Raw genomic sequence first — 14,364 nt, 5'->3', positions numbered from 1 at the left:
CTTTTAACCGAAATGGACTCCCGATTGTAAAATGCAATTGGCATAGGGTGTGGCTTCACCTGTGCGGATGACCGCTTTCACCTGCCGAGTTAATGCTTTGAATTGTTCATGGCTGACGGAAGCATCAATTGCTTCTACCCCGAATTTCTCTGTGATGAATTGCATAGCTACGGGATTGCCTTCGCAAATCTCTTCAGCCACAATGACTTTCTCAATGATCATATCTTCAGTGATCGCTTCCACCACTTCGCGAAAACTTGGTGTTCCCAGTTTGAGAGCCAGATCGATTTTGACTACCCCGTCCGGTACCGGCAGACCTGCATCCGCAATCGCAATCATGTCCGTATGGCCCAAGTCAGACAAAATCTTGGAAATGTGACTATTCAACATGCCATTTCTTTTCATTACAAGCTCTCCTCTACTTCATCACGCGTCGGCATGCCGCCCTGCGCTCCGAACTTGGTGACGGACAACGATGCAGCCCGATTGGCGAAGCGTATACTCTCTTGCAATGCTTTTCCTTCAGCCAAAGCAACTGCAAATGCGGCGTTGAACGTATCCCCTGCCCCAGTAGTATCGACAGCCTCAACTTTATAAGTTGGGACTAAAATTTCCTCAGTACCATCAAAGTAACGTACACCTTTACTGCCCTCCGTGATGAACAACTTGTTTGGATATTGACGCAACGCCTGTGCAGGACTCATACCCTGAAATAAAATCTCGCATTCATGCTCGTTCGGCGTGATATATGCTGCATTGTCGATCACTTCTTGCGGTAATGTTCTCGCCGGTGCGGGATTAAGCAGCAGCGGTGTTCCGAATTCTGCACATAATGTACTTACATGCACAACCGTTTCCTCCGGAATTTCCTGCTGAATTAGTACGATATCTGCATCGCGGATCACTTCAGCTGCTTCATCGACATATGCAGGAGTGACTTCTCGATTGGCCGCTTCAACCACTACGATACTATTATCACCTTCTGCCAGAATGATATGAGCCGTTCCACTTTCTAAATGTGTAACCGGTTTCACATTTTGCGTATTTACAGCATTTGTTCTAAAGTTCTCTAAAATATCTTTGCCAAAAACATCGTCGCCTACCCGGCCGATCATCGCAACCTCGGCACCCAGTCGTGCAGCAGCAACAGCCTGATTGGCTCCTTTGCCACCAGGAACCGTTTTGAAGCTATCGCCAAGAACGGTTTCCCCCGCTCCCGGCCGTCTTGACGAAGTAACAACCAGATCCATCGAACTGCTTCCTATTACACATATTTTAGCCATCTGATCTCACCTTTCTCGTAGTGCCCCGTTCGATGAAGCTTACGGGCAACTGTATGTTTTTATTCTCTATTGCAGCTTGTTCCACAAGCTGGATAAGTAATCCCGCCGCTTCTCTTCCCATCTCGTATGCTGGCTGATGGATGGTGGACAATGCCGGCGATAACAGTCTGCTCATCGGAATGTCATCGAAACCAATCACTTGTACGTCATCAGGAACCTTTCTTCCGATTCGTGATGCCTCATGCAGTACGGCCATGGCTGCGATGTCGTTGCTGGCAATGACCCCGTCTGTGTCCGCATACTTTCTGAATAATTCTTCAGCCCATACACCTGCCTCGTTAATTGAAAATGAGGTCGTCTGGATTACCTTGTAGTCTAACCCAGCATCACGGATGACTTCAATCGCTCCTTCAAAACGATCTTGAGCGGGTCTGATCTGTGACGGTCCCTGCATAACTGTGATCCGGCGACTGCCGCGTTTGATGATCTCCCTTGCAGCTAGTCTTCCACCTTCCCTGCCATCCGCATACACGGATGGACGATCCAATGATGTTCTATCCAGAAACACAACGGGAATCTTCAGTTTTTCATATATTGAAGAATGAGGATAGTTCGTTGAAGAGATCACACCGACCACGTTGTTCTGGATAAACGTCTGGATGTAATCCTGCTCCTTCCGTTCATCCTCATCACTATTTCCGAATATCAGTCTGTAATCCTGTTCCTGCATCCGGTCCTCTACGCCGCGGGCCAATTGTGGAAAGTAAGGGTTGGCGATATCCGGCAACAACAGGCCAATCAGTTTGGACTTGCGCTTATATAATGAGCGGGCCACTTCATTCGGCGAAAAGTTAAGTGCCTTCACGGCATCTTCCACTTTCTTGCGTGTGTCCGCATGAACATAACCTCTATCGTTAATGACCCTGGATACGGTGGCAACAGATACGCCAGCCAGTTGAGCTACATCTTTAATTGTTGTCATAAGTTGCTCTCCTCTATGTGTAACCGGTTACAGACATTAAAATTATCATATTCTTTTCTGTTTGACAAGCGTTTTCAATCTGGAAATTTCTCCAAGTATATATGAATGTGCAGTGGAATCCATCTATATCATAGATTTCACCTGTAAGGGAGGTCGATACTTCATAGACGTAAAGAAGCCACCACTCGATTAAAACTCAGAGCGATGGCACCCAGATCAACATAAAAATCAGCAATCTCCTATGAAATATTGCGCAAAGGCTTCATTTTTTTTTCCTACCGGGAATATCATTAATTTTCATTACAAAACATTGGCGATATGTGATATGGTCAGGGAGGATATTAATAGATTCATACATACATATGTGCATGAAATGTGAGGAGAAGATCGAAAGTGATAGAGAGAAATACCCTTGAGAAACCGAGTAAATTTAGTGATCCCATTTTTGTCATGCTCGTGGCAAGCCTGTGTTGCTTATTATGGGGAAGTGCGTACCCATCCATCAAACTTGGATATATCGCATTTAACATTCTGCCGGAAGATATTGCTTCCAAGTATGTATTTGCAGGATATCGATTTACACTGGCGGGCTTGCTGCTCTTGCTCCTGTCTCGTATCGTTAGAAAACAGAAGCTCCAATTAACCAGACCTCAGTGGACAGGTCTCATCATGTTAGGTATATTGCAAACCGGTTTGCAATATATGTTTTTCTACGTTGGCGTAGCCAATACGACGGGTGTCAAAGGCTCCATTATGAACGCAACGACAACCTTTTTCAGTGTTGTTCTGGCCCATTTCATCTATAAAAACGACAAATTAAGCAGAAATAAAATCGTTGGCTGCTTGCTCGGATTCGTTGGCGTAATCATCGTAAACTTCCATACGGATCTGCTTGCTTTTTCCTTTTCATTCACAGGTGAAGGGTTCGTGATTATAGCAGCACTTGTTTTTTCCGTTACAGCCCTCTATGCAAAACGTCTCACCGCTACGATCGATGTTCTGATCATAACAGGCGTCAGCCTGTTGGTTGGGGGACTGGTACTTACGCTGTTAGGTCTATCACTCGGCGGTCGGGTTACTCATTTCACCTTGGAATCCACCAGTAACTTGATCTACTTGGCCTTACTGTCATCCGTCGCATTTTGTCTATGGAATATGCTTCTCAAGTACAACAAGGTCGGAAGAGTGTCTGTTTATAACTTTCTAATCCCTGTGTTTGGAGCTTTATTATCAGCATTATTCCTGGGGGAAACGATTCTGGAACTGAAGAATCTGGCTGCATTGTTGTTTGTATCGGTCGGCATTTATTTGGTCAATCGTGTACGTTCTGTGCAAAGCTCTAATAACACTCCAATGAAATAGACTACGCGTCCACTTCCATGGATAACAAAAAGCCGCTAATCATGGTATTATCCCCTTTAAGTAGACACTTGAAAAAACCTTCATGTTATCATGAGGGTTCAAGTGACACTTGGAGGGGATATTTTTATGGCAAAAAAAGGACAAACATTTCAGACGTATACCGAAGAATTTAAATTGAATGCGGTTAGATCCTATGTCGAAGGGTCTTCAAGTTATAAAGTGGTAGCTGAACGCGAAGGAATTCGAAACTGTTCACAACTGAAGGTGTGGGTGAAAAAGTGGAAAAACGGGGAAGCGTTCGATGAGCGAAAAAACAATGTTCCGAATCCAATGAAAGGACGTCCCCGTACTGCCTTTAGCAGTGTAGAAGAAGAACGTGACTACCTTCAAGCACAGGTGGATTATTTAAAAAAGCGGTATCCAAATCTAGTAAAGGAGAAGCGCTGAGCCAACGGGAGAACTACGATATCATAGACGAATTGCGCTGCTCGCATAGCATTACACGCCTATTATCGATTACAGGAATACCCCGTTCCAGTTATTACAAATGGCGAGCAACACAGCCGCAGCGAGACGCAAGACAAGACCGTGATCGTGAGATCAAAGAACACATGATGGCTATTCATTTTGCAAACCGAGAGTTTGGTTATCCTCGCATGACAACGGCGCTCTGGGAGGCTGGTCTGAACGTTAATCACAAGAAAGTATGGCGAATCATGCGGGAACTATCGATCCAATCGGTCATTCGTAAGAAGCGGAAGAAGTCCAGCTATACGCCATCTGTGATTTATCCGAATCGCCTGAAGCGCAAATTTCATGCCACAGCCCCCCAGCAAAAAATGGTGACGGATATTACTTATATTTCGGATGGAAACACATTCGTTTATCTGTCTGTCATTCAAGACTTGTTCAACAACGAAATTGTAGCTTGGCAATTATCTAAACGGAACGATGTTCAGCTCGTATTGGATACGGTGGAACAATGGACACAAAAAAGAGACGTTTCGGAAGCCGTGCTCCATTCGGATCAAGGCTTCCAATACACGTCTCAGGCGTACAACACACGATTAGAAGCATTCGGCGTGAAGGGCAGCCACTCTCGCAAAGCAACCTGCCTGGATAACGCATGCATCGAATCCTTCTTTTCGCATCTCAAGACAGAGAAGCTGTACCTTAACCAGTGTAATTCAGAAGCAGAGATTCGACAAGCCGTGGAAGATTACATGTACCATTACAACTACCGACGATTTCAAGCCAAACTCAAACAGCGCGCACCGATTGAATATCGATGCGCGCTGGCAGCATAGCTTTTTTCATCTGTCTACTTGACAGGGGTAAGACCAATCAGCGGCTTTTTTTGTAAGTTCGTATACGATATACTTTTGTTTCTTCTGTGTCATACCTTAATATATACTCGTAAAGTCAATCAAGTCCTCTTCTTCCTCATAGTTAAATACAATGGCGTGATTACCTAATTGGTATACCATCTCATAACCACCAACGACTTCATTGTAGTATTCTGAGGAAGGTTTCCCCATCCATATTTTCACATTCCATGGTGAAAGATTTTGCTTTTCATTGTACAAATCAAAAACGGCAATACGTGATTTGTTGGTAAGCTCGTGCATGTATGAATCAAACCCGACGCCGAATTTAGAATAATAATAGAACGCTCCCCATTCCTCGTTTGAACGAGAGGTTGGTTTCCCAAGTTTTTTCTGCGCATTTTGAAGCGTCATGCCAATCTTAACGTCCGTTCGACCTGGCAACACGCCCTTTAAAGCGGCTTCCTTCAGGCTTTTCAGGTAAGCGCGATCACCAACACCCGAGTTCGGCCAAGCTTTTGAACGGAGGTTACGCGTATCTTCCAACCGCAATTCCAATTTGTTCACATTCAGCTTAAACGTATCAACTCCATAGACAAATTGAAGGTTGTTGTAATTTTTGAACTGTACTCGGGCACCTGAAAGAGTACGGATTCCATCATCTCTGCTTGCAGAGTAGGAATCGTCGATTTTTTTCCCCTTATTATCGACATATGTTACACGGCGCAATTCCCCGGAACGAACAATATACGTTTTCACCTCATTAAAATTAGAAGTTCCCCAATCGGTGATCATCAGCATGTCTGGTGTACTGGCCTCTTTGCTTTTCACAACGAAGTTCCAGGTTTGAGGCAAAATAATCGTATTCAGATCCAATTTTGCTGCCTGAACAGTTCCGTATGCTGCACCTTTTTTCAGCAAGGCTGCACGATACGTGCCTGAATAACTCTTGTCGCCTTTTTTATTGTTGGTCCAACCATTTTCTTCGGTCAGCGTGGTCTTCTGTTCATCATAAGCGAAAATATAAACGGTATAAGCCGTTTGCTTGGCATCACGAAGCGTAAATGAAAGCCGACTCATACTTTCGAGCTGTTTGGCTGAGATTTGCTCTCCTTTGGCAGCAGCATTGGGTGGTAGCAGAAGCAATGCGCTCAGAACATAGGCAATTAAGGTAAGTATGGCCAGAGAAGCCCATTTTGCGTTGTGTTTAGGGTGTATCATGATTGAATCTCCTTTGAGTAAAAAAATAAAAATCTAACAGTTCTTTTCTAATTTTAAGTCGTGCACAATCTCAACAATCAAACAGGTACTTGCTAGCGTGTAATCTTGATCAAACTATGTAATAAATATAGGTTCATGTTCAATAAGCATATCCTCCTACTAGTACTATTTTCCTAAGAATGATACCATATCCTTTCTAATAAAGAAATATATAACAATCTGAATCAATAGTTTTCGACTCATATAACATTAAAAAGCCGCTATTTAGCGGCTCTTCAAGTATCTTCGAATACGATATGATTTATAAACAGGAGTAAACCACATTACGTAAGCGTCGTTGAACGTATGGTTCCTGACTATTCAGCAGGTGCTGTGCATACATGACTGTAAGCTCTGAATCCGGATCAATAATAGCCATACAACCAGCAGCGCCGCTCCATCCAAATTCGCCAACTGGACTCAGTGAGCCGCTTCCTGCTTTGGAGATATGTGTGCGAACACCCAGTCCATAGCCGTATCCATACATATGATCCCACGAATAATCAGCACGAGTCATCTCGTTCAGGTGATCCGTTCGCATCAGTTCCACTGAAGCTTGTGACAGAATGCGCACGCCTTCGGGACTCGTACCATGCCCAGTAAGCGCGTTTAAGAAAAGTGCATAGTCACTAACGGTTGACAACAATCCTGCACCGCCGCTTTCCAGCTCCGTACCTACTCGGAATCCATTACCATCCATACGTACAGCCTTTTCAAGCTCATCATTGTAAGCATACTGCGGAATCAGGCGCTTCTGCTGCTCATCGTTCAGATTAAATGCTGTGTCGTTCATGCCAAGTGGTCCGGTGATTTCGTCCCGCAGATACGTACCAAAGCGTTTGCCACTTACCACTTCCACCAAGGCTCCCAGCACATCATGACACATGCTATAATTCCAGTGTGTTCCTGGTTCAAACAACAACGGTTCCTTGGCAAGCGCTCTCGCGAAATCACGTGTTGGCAATGTTCCATCGGTGCTTTTTACAGCTTCTTGAATGCTTGGACAACCAACGTCATACGAGAACCCCGCAGTCATGGTGAACAAATCACGTACTGTAATGGCTCTTGTCGCCTTTTCCAGTCGGATCTCCTCGTTCGGCATCGTTTTCTTTACCGTCATCTCAGCATACTCTGGCAGATAATCAGACAAGGGATCACTTAACAGGATTGCCCCTTTCTCCACCAGTTGCAGTCCTGCCACGCAGGTCATAATTTTGGTCATGGAATATAGATTGAAGATCGCTCCATCACCGATAGGTGTTTTCTCTTCCAGATTGGCGTATCCATTACGATAATGGAAAACGGTATCATTTCGATGCATCACCAGCACCTCTGCCCACGGTATACGCCAGGATGTAATGCGGTCGATAAATGAAGCAAGCGGTTTAAAATCCATTTTTTCCCGTCCTTCTATGTAAGATCGTTTATCATTTTGCGATGTGGTCCATATTCAATTCCACAATCGACATATTATTAATATACGACCTTTTCCAACGATTGACCACCATATATATACTCTCCTATGCGCAATTACAATACATATTCTTTGTTTATCACACTGCTGCGCACGAATAAGCCGATCCAGGAAAGGATCGGCTTATGTTGTAACGTTTTAGGCTTCGCCGCGTTTGTTCTCAACCGATTTCATACGGTTTTGATCATCTGATACCCGGTCAACACTGAACTCTTGACCAGCTTCAACCTCACCATGACCTGAAATATTCCGCGAAAAATTAGTGAACTGTCTTTTTTGTTCATCCAGTTCATGTTTTTGCTTCAAAAGCTCTTGCGGATCCTGTTTTGTCACTATGCTAACCTCCCATACATGAAATCATGCATTGTATTCGCACTATAGAAGTTTTCCACAAGAGAGCTGTACTTATGCATGAATATAGATGAGATGGATATCGTTCCGTTGTTAGTGTAGCTAATTTATACAGTTAAGAGACTAGTTTCAATCCCACAATACTGACGATGATCCCACTAACGATAGCCAATTTCTTAGCATTTTTGGGCTCTTTGAATACATACATTCCTAATAGTACACTGCCCGATGCCCCGATACCTGTCCAGATTCCATAACCAATGCTGATTGGTATCTCTCTCAAAGACAGGGAAAGAAAAATAAAACTTAATCCCAAAAACAGAGCGAACGTAAATGTATGTTTCAATTTGGTAAATCCATCTGAAAGTTTCAGAAATATTACACCGCCAACTTCAAATAAACCAGCCAAGATTAAGAAAAACCAACTCATATCTATACACCTGCCTTTTGTTTAGGTTCATTGGATACAAATTTCAGACCGATGATGCAACTGATTAATATCATGACCAGCGCGATTTTAACTGCACTTACGGAGTCCCCCAAAAAAATCATTCCCACAATTGCGGTTCCAAATGAACCAAGTCCGGTAAACACCGCATAAGCGGTTGATACAGGAAGTATTTTAGTGGATTTTGCAAAGAAGTAAAAGCTGCCAATCATTAAAATAACCGTGGGGATTACGATCTCGATTTTCGAAAAACCATCGGAGAATGACAAACCTAATGCCCAACCTATCTCTAAGATTCCTCCAAGAATAAGAAATAACCACGCCATAAAACATTCTCCTCTTCTGCATTCATGTTGTTGTTTTGTGATCAACACTTAATTTGAAATAATGATAGTTTATTGTATCATTTGATATAATAATAAACCATCTTTATTTCATTTGCAAATTTAAATATTCGTATTAAATTAACAAGGAAATCCGCTTTTTAAAACTCCAAGTTAGCTGTGAACAAACAAAAAAGCCAACCAGAAGTTCCTGGTTGACTAACACGTTTAAGTTCATTTTGTTTTTCGTATCAGTGAATATCTTTCTTTTTGAAATTGCCGCCTCTTACTTCAGCTACATCGTATACAACTACAAAGGCAGTTGGGTCAATTTCGTGAATGATATCTTTAATTTTACTCTCTTCCATCCGGTTAATGACACAAGTAATTTCCTTGAATTGCTCATTCGAGTAGCCACCGTAAGCCTCGGTATACGTTGCTCCACGGCCTAAGCGGTCCCGAATGGTTTCAACCATAATCTCAGGTTGATTCGTAATAATTTTAAACGTTTTGGAGCCGCTCAAGCCCTCTTCAACAATATGTATTACTTTAGAAGCAATAAAATACGCAAGTCCTGACAAGATCGCGCCTTGCAGGCCAAACACGGTAGAAACGACAATAAAGACAAACATGTTGAGGAACAGAATGAGATCACTGGTTCCAAAAGGTACTTTTCGCGAAAGAAGTACTGCCAGCATATCTATGCCATCCAATGCTCCGCCATTACGTAATGCAAGTCCCATACCAAAACCAATGATAATCCCGCCGACAACGGTAACGAGCAAGGTATCACCTTCAATGATGGTTGGTACATGGTGCATCAGACTGGTGCTGATTGCGAGTGAAGCAATACCGATGATCGAATATAACGCAAAACTTTTTCCGATTTGCTTGTACCCGAGCCACACAAATGGAATGTTAATAATCCCGATGAGCATCCCCAGTGGTAATCCGAACAGCTGTGATCCTACGATACTCAGACCTGTGACACCACCATCTGAGACATTATTCGGAATCAATATGGCTTCGAGACCATATGCCGTTATAAATCCCCCAATGATAATCAATAATACTTTGGAGAGGATCTTTAACTTGTTTGACTTTTGTTTTCTGATTTGATGCATTGCATTTCCCCCTTGATGAACAACCGATAAAAAATAGTCTATAATACAAATCACTGTTTTGGCAATAGACGTCATTGGTGTGTGTTACATCATTGTCCGATGAACGTTCGATACGACGAAATTTTATGCTCAAGCATCTCATCTGCTGTGTGAAGTATGTGCATCTGTTTTTGAATCGACTCCTTATGCTCCTCCAGCAGCTTCAAACGATCCGCCGCCGTATGCTCCCCTTCCTGAAACAAGGATGCATACTTCTTAATGGTAGCAATGGGCATCTGAGTCTCTTTTAATTTAATTACAAATTGCAGCCATTTCAGGTGTGACTCGTTGTATCGCCTGTCTCCACTCGCATCTCGGAGAGGGGTTACAATCTGTTCCTTCTCATAATAACGTAACGTATGTGCACTGATATGGAGTAATTCTGCCACTTCGCCAATGGTATGCATGGTTGACCCTCCCCTTCATTTTCACGCTTGACTTAGAGTAAGCTCTAATCAGTATAATCAACTCGTGGTCACACCACAATAAAAAATGAAATCAGATCCAGGAGGAATTCCCATGAAATACACAGTGATTACCGGTGCCAGTTCGGGCATTGGATATGAAGCAGCTTTAGCTTTTGCAGCCCGTGGCAAAAATATGATCCTGGCAGCACGCAGAACCGATGAATTGAACAAATTAAAAGCAAAAGTAGCTGAAATCAATCCTGATCTGGATGTTGTCATTCGTACAGTGGATCTGTCCATTGCCGCTAATGTACATGAATTCTATGAAAGTCTTCAGCCTTATGCCATTGAGACGTGGATTAACAACGCAGGATTCGGGAATTTCGCATCCGTTGGCGAACAACATCTACCCAAGATTGAACAGATGCTTCATCTTAATATAGAAGCTCTTACGATTCTTTCTTCCCTGTATGTACGTGATTATGCAGATGTTGATGGCACACAGATCATTAATATCTCCTCTGGTGGTGGATATACGATTGTAGCCGATGCAGTAACCTACTGTGCGACCAAGTTCTATGTAAGTGCCTTTACGGAAGGACTTGCGCAAGAGTTGAAAGGCAAGAACGCAGCAATGCAAGCCAAAGTTCTCGCCCCGGCTGCAACGGAGACGGAATTTGCGAAACATTCCTTTAATGTAGATGAGTTTGAATATGAAGGCAGAGTTACCAAATTCCATACGGCGGAACAAATGGCTGGATTTTTGCTGGAGTTGTATGACAGTGAGAGTGTAGTCGGCATTGTGGATGGGTTGACGTATGACTTTGAACTAAGAGAACCGATCTTTCCGTATGCTGCGAGAGCAGCCTCAAAACCACAAAATTAACCCGAAAACTGAAGTCGAAGCTAAGTCGGCTCATTACCGGTAAACATTCACCTAACCTCACTGATAAACATCATTAAATCTAATCGTTAAACTTCAGTTAACGTTAAAAAGGGAACCTGTCTCCAGGTTCCCTATTTTCAATTCTATATTAATGCTTACTATATAATGAAGTATTATGCCAGCCTCATTTTGAAATCCTGATATCCGAATTCGCGAACAACTTCGCAATCGCCGTCTTTTCTTTTAACAGCAATCGCTGGAAGCGGCATGCCGTTGAACGTATTGGTTTTCACCATGGAGTAAATCGCCATGTCCTCGAATACCAGACGGTCGCCTTCTTGTAGAGGCTGATCGAATGAATAATCCCCAATTACGTCACCAGACAGACATGTTTGTCCACCAAGACGATACAGATGGGCTTTCTCGCCTACTTCTCCCGAACCGATCAGCGGCGGACGATATGGCATTTCCAGCACATCCGGCATATGGCACGTAGCTGAAGTATCCAGAATAGCGATGTCCATACCGTTTTTATGGAAGTCCAGCACAGAGGTCACCAGATAACCTGCGTTCAGCGCAACAGCTTCTCCAGGCTCCAGATATACTTCCAGGCCATAGTCGTTCTGCATACGCTTGATGCATGCTTCCAGTCTTGGAATATCATAATCTTCACGTGTGATATGGTGTCCACCACCGAAGTTGATCCATTCCATTTGCGGCAACCATTGTCCAAACTTCTCGACAACTGCGTTCAACGTAGTCTCCAGATCGTCGGAATTTTGCTGACACAGCGTGTGGAAGTGTAATCCGGAGACACCTTCCAACATGTTTGCATCGAAATCCTCAAGTTTCGCGCCAAAACGTGAACCCGGAGAACACGGATCGTAGATCTCGTGTCCTTCTTGGGTAGAGCATTCTGGATTGACGCGCAAGCCGACCTTACGGCCAGCCTGAAGCGCCTTATCCTTGAATTTTGCAAGCTGTGAAAAAGAATTGAAAATAATATGGTCGCAGATGGAGAGAATCTCGTCGATCTCTTCTGCACGGTATGCTGGAGCAAAGACATGATTCTCTTTGCCCATTTCCTCATGGCCCAAACGCGCTTCATACAAACCACTCGCCGTTGCACCGCTCAGGTATTCTCCAATCAGCGGATACATCGCAGTCATGGAGAATGCTTTTTGAGCAAGTACGATTTTGGCACCTGTACGCTGCATAACACCGTTCAGGATTTTCAGGTTTCTCTCGATTAGCGCCTCGTCAACAACAAAACATGGTGTCGGTAATTGCTCGAACCGCATTTTAACGAACAAGCTCCGATTCTTTAACTTCTTCTGGCAGCTCATCAACGAGTACCGGGTTGAAGTCTTCTACCCATGGGAGGCCCCATTTGTTCAACTCTTCCATGAATGGATCTGGGTTGAACTCTTCTACATTGTATACGCCTGGTTTGTTCCATTTGCCTGTCATGACCATTGCTGCACCAATCATAGCTGGAACGCCTGTTGTGTAAGAGATCGCTTGGGAACCCACTTCTTTGTAACACTCTTGGTGATCACAGATATTGTATACATAATATGTTTTGTCTTGACCGTCTTTTTTACCTTTGAAGATACAACCAATGTTTGTTTTACCTACAGTACGTGGTCCAAGGGATGCCGGATCAGGCAGTACTGCTTTCAGGAATTGCAGTGGAATAATTTGTTTACCTTCATATTCAATAGGCTCGATTGAAGTCATGCCTACATTTTCAAGAGCTTTCAAGTGAGTCAGGTAGCTTTGACCAAATGTCATGAAGAAACGGATACGTTTCAGACCTGGCATATTTTTTGCCAAAGATTCCAGTTCCTCATGGTACAACAGGTACATGTCTTTCTCGCCAACTTCTTTGAAGTCGTAGACACGTTTGATTTCCATTGGCTTCGTCTCGATCCATTCACCATTCTCCCAATATTTTCCGTTCGCAGATACTTCGCGAATGTTGATCTCAGGGTTGAAGTTGGTTGCAAACGGATAGCCATGGTCGCCGCCATTGCAGTCCAGAATATCGATGTATTCAATTTCGTCAAAGTAGTGCTTCAGGGCATAAGCGGAGAATACGCCAGTTACGCCTGGGTCAAATCCACTACCGAGCAATGCAGTGATGCCTGCTTGTTCAAAACGCTCTTTGTAATCCCATTGCCAGCTGTATTCAAACTTCGCTGTATCATGTGGCTCATAGTTAGCGGTGTCCATGTAATTTGTTTTAGTTGCAAGACAAGCATCCATAATAGTCAGATCTTGATACGGCAAAGCAAGGTTCATAACGATATCCGGTTTAACTTCGTTGATCAAAGCGATCAGTTCGTCAACATTGTCAGCATCAACTTGTGCTGTAGTAATTTTTGTTTTTCCGCCGTCCAGCTTGGCTTTGAGTTCATCACATTTGGATTTTGTACGACTCGCGATGCAGATTTCCTCAAAAACTTCGCTGTTTTGAACGCATTTGTGTACTGCCACGGAAGCAACGCCGCCGGCGCCGATGATTAGTGCTTTTCCCATTTTACATTCTCCTATCCCAATATGTATTTTTTTTAATTGGTTTAATACGATGACAACAAGACAACAAAAAAAGCAAGGTGAAAAATGCCCGCAATCGCGCATCATCACACTTGCTTATCGATATACATCATAAAAAAGACGTGAAGTCTCCATGACCAAAAAAGTTCACAAGAACTCCTTTGGCGGAAAGCTCCTTCATGTATATCAATATTGGATCAGAGTCTATATAGCAAATAATTCGCCTTTACCACTCTTATTGACCGTTTCACAAGTTGATGTGCAATTGCACTGGTTGTAAAGTAACCAACTTATAAAATTTGAGCTTTGAACTCAATCAATAAAGCAACGTAAGTTGCCAATCGGCGTTTGACCCGGCTGTCCGTATGGCCTTAACTTCCTGGTGAAGTGGTCAAAATTATCTGCTGGAAAGCTCTAATTCATATTGATAAATAAACTTCCCAAAATCACAGGTCTTACACTATCAGACGTTGAAAAAAAAATCAAGCAATAATTAAAAATTTTATTTTTTTGTCCGAACGAGGACCAAGATTAAAAATGA

The 14,364-nt window shown here is 43.2% G+C and carries 16 protein-coding genes; 4 read left to right on the top strand and 12 right to left on the bottom strand.

Annotated elements, in window-relative coordinates:
• Positions 1-3 precede the first annotated feature (3 nt).
• Genes rbsD through AC4E8D_RS15280 form a run of 3 tightly spaced genes read right to left on the bottom strand, consistent with a single transcriptional unit; the run spans position 4 to position 2,265 of the window.
• Positions 4-405 (bottom strand): D-ribose pyranase, encoded by a 402-nt coding sequence (gene rbsD / locus AC4E8D_RS15290; RefSeq protein WP_339308443.1) that lies wholly within the window; start codon positions 403-405, stop codon positions 4-6.
• Positions 405-1,283 (bottom strand): ribokinase, encoded by an 879-nt coding sequence (rbsK, locus tag AC4E8D_RS15285; RefSeq protein WP_339308441.1) that lies wholly within the window; start codon positions 1,281-1,283, stop codon positions 405-407. Before rbsK ends, rbsD begins: the two co-directional genes overlap by 1 nt.
• The gene (locus AC4E8D_RS15280) at positions 1,276-2,265 is read right to left on the bottom strand and encodes a LacI family DNA-binding transcriptional regulator (RefSeq protein WP_221821046.1); all 990 of its coding nucleotides are present in this window, start codon (positions 2,263-2,265) and stop codon (positions 1,276-1,278) included. The genes rbsK and AC4E8D_RS15280 overlap by 8 nt, the downstream gene beginning before the upstream one ends.
• 393 nt (positions 2,266-2,658) lie before the next feature.
• Here AC4E8D_RS15280 and AC4E8D_RS15275 point away from each other — a divergent pair, with 393 nt between their 5' ends.
• The 3 genes from AC4E8D_RS15275 (at position 2,659) to AC4E8D_RS15265 (ending at position 4,934) form a co-directional block, all read left to right on the top strand.
• On the top strand, positions 2,659-3,627 hold the full coding sequence (locus AC4E8D_RS15275) for a DMT family transporter (RefSeq protein ID WP_339308439.1): 969 nt from the start codon (positions 2,659-2,661) through the stop codon (positions 3,625-3,627).
• A gap of 126 nt (positions 3,628-3,753) precedes the next feature.
• Positions 3,754-4,074: a transposase gene (locus tag AC4E8D_RS15270; protein WP_373865008.1), complete on the top strand. Its 321-nt coding sequence runs from the start codon at positions 3,754-3,756 to the stop codon at positions 4,072-4,074.
• On the top strand, positions 4,071-4,934 hold the full coding sequence (locus tag AC4E8D_RS15265) for an IS3 family transposase (protein WP_405132428.1): 864 nt from the start codon (positions 4,071-4,073) through the stop codon (positions 4,932-4,934). Before AC4E8D_RS15270 ends, AC4E8D_RS15265 begins: the two co-directional genes overlap by 4 nt.
• 96 nt (positions 4,935-5,030) lie before the next feature.
• Here AC4E8D_RS15265 and AC4E8D_RS15260 read toward each other — a convergent pair whose 3' ends face one another.
• From AC4E8D_RS15260 to AC4E8D_RS15230, 7 genes are all read right to left on the bottom strand, one after another.
• Entirely contained in the window at positions 5,031-6,173 is a 1,143-nt protein-coding gene (locus AC4E8D_RS15260) for a DUF4309 domain-containing protein (protein WP_490206434.1), read from the bottom strand.
• 301 nt (positions 6,174-6,474) lie between these two features.
• Positions 6,475-7,608 (bottom strand): serine hydrolase domain-containing protein, encoded by a 1,134-nt coding sequence (locus tag AC4E8D_RS15255; RefSeq protein WP_490206433.1) that lies wholly within the window; start codon positions 7,606-7,608, stop codon positions 6,475-6,477.
• Positions 7,609-7,824: 216 nt separating this feature from the next.
• Complete coding sequence (locus AC4E8D_RS15250; RefSeq protein ID WP_221819359.1) at positions 7,825-8,019, bottom strand: hypothetical protein; 195 nt, start codon at positions 8,017-8,019, stop codon at positions 7,825-7,827.
• Positions 8,020-8,152: 133 nt separating this feature from the next.
• Positions 8,153-8,467, bottom strand: a complete 315-nt coding sequence (locus tag AC4E8D_RS15245) for a DMT family transporter (RefSeq protein ID WP_076212062.1) — start codon at positions 8,465-8,467, stop codon at positions 8,153-8,155.
• A gap of 2 nt (positions 8,468-8,469) precedes the next feature.
• Entirely contained in the window at positions 8,470-8,811 is a 342-nt protein-coding gene (locus AC4E8D_RS15240; protein WP_339308434.1) for a DMT family transporter, read from the bottom strand.
• Between the two features lie 248 nt (positions 8,812-9,059).
• The gene (locus AC4E8D_RS15235; protein WP_221819361.1) at positions 9,060-9,932 is read right to left on the bottom strand and encodes a YitT family protein; all 873 of its coding nucleotides are present in this window, start codon (positions 9,930-9,932) and stop codon (positions 9,060-9,062) included.
• Positions 9,933-10,021: 89 nt separating this feature from the next.
• The gene (locus AC4E8D_RS15230; protein WP_339308432.1) at positions 10,022-10,378 is read right to left on the bottom strand and encodes a MerR family transcriptional regulator; all 357 of its coding nucleotides are present in this window, start codon (positions 10,376-10,378) and stop codon (positions 10,022-10,024) included.
• 112 nt (positions 10,379-10,490) lie between these two features.
• Between AC4E8D_RS15230 and AC4E8D_RS15225 the strand changes: the two genes are divergently transcribed.
• Entirely contained in the window at positions 10,491-11,264 is a 774-nt protein-coding gene (locus AC4E8D_RS15225; protein ID WP_339308430.1) for an SDR family NAD(P)-dependent oxidoreductase, read from the top strand.
• 173 nt (positions 11,265-11,437) lie between these two features.
• On the opposite strand, the gene nspC is transcribed toward AC4E8D_RS15225, so the two are convergent.
• On the bottom strand, positions 11,438-12,565 hold the full coding sequence (nspC, locus tag AC4E8D_RS15220) for a carboxynorspermidine decarboxylase (protein ID WP_221819364.1): 1,128 nt from the start codon (positions 12,563-12,565) through the stop codon (positions 11,438-11,440).
• Position 12,566: 1 nt separating this feature from the next.
• Positions 12,567-13,805, bottom strand: a complete 1,239-nt coding sequence (locus tag AC4E8D_RS15215) for a saccharopine dehydrogenase family protein (RefSeq protein WP_211083176.1) — start codon at positions 13,803-13,805, stop codon at positions 12,567-12,569.
• Positions 13,806-14,364: the final 559 nt, after the last annotated feature.

This window comes from Paenibacillus sp. SRL342 (assembly GCF_984798905.1).
This window is presented reverse-complemented; position numbering and strand designations above follow the sequence as displayed.

Bases quoted from the DNA above. Each gene is read 5' to 3' on its own strand.
- rbsD (WP_339308443.1), bottom strand. From the start codon at position 405: ATGAAAAGAAATGGCATGTTGAATAGTCACATTTCCAAGATTTTGTCT.
- rbsK (WP_339308441.1), bottom strand. From the start codon at position 1,283: ATGGCTAAAATATGTGTAATAGGAAGCAGTTCGATGGATCTGGTTGTT.
- AC4E8D_RS15280 (WP_221821046.1), bottom strand. From the start codon at position 2,265: ATGACAACAATTAAAGATGTAGCTCAACTGGCTGGCGTATCTGTTGCC.
- AC4E8D_RS15270 (WP_373865008.1), top strand. From the start codon at position 3,754: ATGGCAAAAAAAGGACAAACATTTCAGACGTATACCGAAGAATTTAAA.
- AC4E8D_RS15260 (WP_490206434.1), bottom strand. From the start codon at position 6,173: ATGATACACCCTAAACACAACGCAAAATGGGCTTCTCTGGCCATACTT.
- AC4E8D_RS15255 (WP_490206433.1), bottom strand. From the start codon at position 7,608: ATGGATTTTAAACCGCTTGCTTCATTTATCGACCGCATTACATCCTGG.
- AC4E8D_RS15245 (WP_076212062.1), bottom strand. From the start codon at position 8,467: ATGAGTTGGTTTTTCTTAATCTTGGCTGGTTTATTTGAAGTTGGCGGT.
- AC4E8D_RS15240 (WP_339308434.1), bottom strand. From the start codon at position 8,811: ATGGCGTGGTTATTTCTTATTCTTGGAGGAATCTTAGAGATAGGTTGG.
- AC4E8D_RS15235 (WP_221819361.1), bottom strand. From the start codon at position 9,932: ATGCATCAAATCAGAAAACAAAAGTCAAACAAGTTAAAGATCCTCTCC.
- AC4E8D_RS15230 (WP_339308432.1), bottom strand. From the start codon at position 10,378: ATGCATACCATTGGCGAAGTGGCAGAATTACTCCATATCAGTGCACAT.
- AC4E8D_RS15225 (WP_339308430.1), top strand. From the start codon at position 10,491: ATGAAATACACAGTGATTACCGGTGCCAGTTCGGGCATTGGATATGAA.
- nspC (WP_221819364.1), bottom strand. From the start codon at position 12,565: ATGCGGTTCGAGCAATTACCGACACCATGTTTTGTTGTTGACGAGGCG.
- AC4E8D_RS15215 (WP_211083176.1), bottom strand. From the start codon at position 13,805: ATGGGAAAAGCACTAATCATCGGCGCCGGCGGCGTTGCTTCCGTGGCA.